The organism is Planococcus sp. A6, assembly GCF_028823615.1.
Lineage (GTDB): Bacteria > Bacillota > Bacilli > Bacillales_A > Planococcaceae > Planococcus.
Window position 1 is genome coordinate 1 of the sequence record NZ_JAPEHT010000213.1, and the last position, 3,200, is coordinate 3,200.

Below are 3,200 nucleotides of genomic sequence, written 5' to 3' on the forward strand. Positions count from 1 at the left end.
AAGAGGCCTGTCAGGGCATATCCAATCAACAAGGATAGAAGAAACGTAACGGCGATTTTCTTGCCGGCGCCTTTTTGTAAGGTTTTTTTCATCATGAAGTTCACGCCTTTCAATAGTTCGCTTTTACAGTTCAAACTCCAAGCCGAGTTCACGGCGAAGCTGTTTGTCTTTGCTCTTTCGACGGAGCTTCGTCGGTGCAGGCGTCTCGTGTTGTGCCTGGTGCTGATCCCTTTCGGTTTGGTCAATCAACTGTTCAATCAGTTCGGTACTGGCTTGCCCTGTTGGGAAGTGAGAAAGGGATTTCTGTGAGCTGCCTAAGCGTTCAGCGAATCGAGCCTCCGGTTTTGTTTGATAAGCACGATACGCCATCGCCTGTTTGCTTTGGTCTTTCTTCGCCACTTGCAAGCACGCTTTCAAAGTCGGCGCTTTTGTCAGTTTGTTCTGTTGCGTGTAGTGCTTCAGAAGAGCCGTTTTCATCTCTAACGGAAGTTGCTCGACGTCTTTTAACAGCTTCTCTTTCGCTTGTGGGAACGTCTCTCGAACCAAGGTGTTGAGTTCCTGATTCATGTGCTTCGCTTTCGCCTCGTAGCGTTCAATCAATTGCTGCGTCGTGTTCAGTTTGACGGACGTTTCATAAATCGCTTTGAGGTCTGTGCCATCTTTCACGAGCTGTTCTTTTTCACTGCCGAGCTTGTTGCGAATCAACGCTTGGATCCGGATTTGCTCACTGGCTTTCTCGCCTTGTTCACATGCCTTTTTCAGTTCCTGCAGCTGCAAGTGCTGATTCATTTCATGAGCTGATGGAATGGCTATCCGGTCGTTCGTTTGGATTGCTGTCAGGACATTCGACTTGTATGCCACCGTCCGGTCATTGTGCGCAAATCGTTCCTCAATGTCCGGGAACAACTCATTAAAGGCGTTATGGACAATTAAGCTTTGCGCCCGGTATGTTCGCTCAGCGTGTGCCACGATTTGATCGACCGTTTGTTGGTCTTTCTCGACAGATTCCGTTAACGCTTCAAACGCATCCAAACGCTCGGTAAAGAGTGAACGGAAGTCAGATGAAGTGAATCCTTGTTGCTTAACGACAGAGAAATTGTGTTCTTTATACGCCTTGTGAGAAGCGTTCAAAATAGCATGCGTGACCTGGGCTTCGACTTGTTTCGGTTCGACTTTGCGTTCTTCCCAGCGATACAATCCCTGCAGCTGATCATGAACCGCATCGAATGAGAAGTTGTCTTTTAGACGCCCTTTCATGAAGTGCCAGCTCTTTTCGTAGTCCTCTTTCAATTGCTCGGTAACTTCACTTGTGTGACGGTGCAAGACGATCTGAACATCTGCCTGTTTCTGCTTAGCAGACAGAAAGACAATTTTATCATTTAGCTGAGCAATTTCGGCGTTCTTTTTCCGGATTTCTTGATTCAATTGATGATAGAACGTCTGCGCTTCGATCCCTTTTTCCTCTAAACGCTTCACGTATTGGTATTCATTTCGTTCCAAGCGAACCTCAGCGATTTGGTCGAGTCCTTGCGCTTCAAACGAAAGTGCCGAGACGGTTTGTTCGATGCCATGTTCTTTAAACGATTCATTGATGGCGTCCGCATAATGCATGCGCCATTTCACCAAGGTTTCGCGTTCGTTCCAATCAGTAGACGGAACGGTTTGGAAGATTTTCTCGCCCTTTTCATCGCGAAGGATGTCGCCGTTTTGGTCGAATTCGTATTGGCGTGTTTTCTTTTGCCCCCACGTGCCGTCTTCATTGAACGGTCGAACCGTCAGCATGATGTGCGCATGCGGATTGTGTTCTTTGTCTCGGTGAATGGCCACATCTGCGACCATCCCCTCTTCCACAAATTCTTCTTGAACGAACGATTGGACGAGTTCTTGTTGAGCGTCTTCCGGTAACTCGACTGGCAATGCAATCAAGACTTCACGAGCGAGTTGGGCGTTCCAGGCTTTCTCGATTTTCTCTACTTCGTTCCATAGTTTTTCACGTTCTAACGTCCACTCGGGCGCATGTTCCGGTTTGAGGATGAACGAGACCGGAGCTACTTCGCGCTGCTGATAGCTTTTGAGTTCTTCATCCCGTTCGGAATACAACTCATCCCCACTTCGGTAGCTGGCACTCGCCACGGCGGATTGGGTTTTCTTGCTGATGATATTGGCTTGCAGTCGGAAATAGCTCACGTTCTCTCACCTCTTTTTCTGTTTAAAATATCCGAAGGCGACAACCCAAACCCGGAAGGGCTTTGGACCAGGTCACCACCCCGAATTTCGGGTGGTGTATAACTGGGCACTCGCTTGGAAGCTCGGAATTTATTATACCATATTTTATCCAGTTATCGTTGAATATTTTAATTTATATGTTAATATTTTAATCAATAAATTAAAAAAGGAGTGAAGATCAATGGCAAACAACATTGAAAAGATCACGAGCATCGAAGAGCAAATCGAGAAACTAAAGGAAAAGCGAAAGAATCTGGAGAAGCAAATGCAGCAAAACATCGGAGCTGAAGTGCTGAAGATGTGGAACGTGGAATCGGAACAGGAAGCCATGGAATGGATTCAAAAGATGGCTGTTCAAGTAAACGGCAGCGAAGACCAACCTACGGCGTGGGATGTACATGAATCCGAAATCCGATAACCTGGCCAAGTCTCAGGAGATAAAGAAGCAAATCACCGATCTCCAAAAGAGAAAAAATCAGCTGCAAAACGAAACGCAGCGAAGAGCGAGCTGGGAACAACGAAAAGCGAGAACGAAACGATTAATCGAGACAGGAGCGCTGGCTGAAAAGTATTTTGGATTGGATGACTTCACAATTGAACAACGAGAAAAGATCTTCCAAACATTCTCTGAGTTCGTGAAAAGCAAAATTCAAAAACGTTGAGCGTATACTAGCTGCCTTTCGATTAGTATTTTATATGGAGTATCAAAAAACACCGAAACAAGAAAGCTCTATGCAAAAGAGACTTCTTCAAGTTTCGGTGTTTTTAGTCATATGGTTTTTGCTTTTCGACTCGTTCAGCCGTGAAGAAAAAGACAGGAATCTAGAGGCTGTTTCCGCAGGATTACAGCCTCTGATTATCGGCTTTTTTAGGGTGAAGCGACACGTAGAGCGCTTTGTAACGCAAGTTACTAGGCGCTCTAGTGCAGTCGCCCTCGGTGGGGTTTATAGAGTTTGAAAACTGCATTTAATCTT

At 46.0% G+C, this 3,200-nt stretch carries 3 protein-coding genes; 2 read left to right on the forward strand and 1 reads right to left on the reverse strand.

Translation table 11 applies throughout. The features are described 5' to 3' along the window. Nucleotides 1–123: 123 nt before the first annotated feature. Nucleotides 124–2,187, reverse strand: coding sequence for a MobQ family relaxase (gene mobQ, locus ON064_RS17755; RefSeq protein WP_274625808.1), 2,064 nt, complete (start codon nucleotides 2,185–2,187; stop codon nucleotides 124–126). 220 nt (nucleotides 2,188–2,407) lie between these two features. Here mobQ and ON064_RS17760 point away from each other — a divergent pair, with 220 nt between their 5' ends. Together ON064_RS17760 and ON064_RS17765 are read left to right on the forward strand one after the other, a co-directional pair. Continuing rightward, the gene (locus ON064_RS17760) at nucleotides 2,408–2,644 is read left to right on the forward strand and encodes a hypothetical protein (RefSeq protein ID WP_274625809.1); all 237 of its coding nucleotides are present in this window, start codon (nucleotides 2,408–2,410) and stop codon (nucleotides 2,642–2,644) included. Beyond that, complete coding sequence (locus ON064_RS17765; RefSeq protein WP_274625810.1) at nucleotides 2,625–2,888, forward strand: hypothetical protein; 264 nt, start codon at nucleotides 2,625–2,627, stop codon at nucleotides 2,886–2,888. Before ON064_RS17760 ends, ON064_RS17765 begins: the two co-directional genes overlap by 20 nt. Nucleotides 2,889–3,200 lie beyond the last annotated feature (312 nt).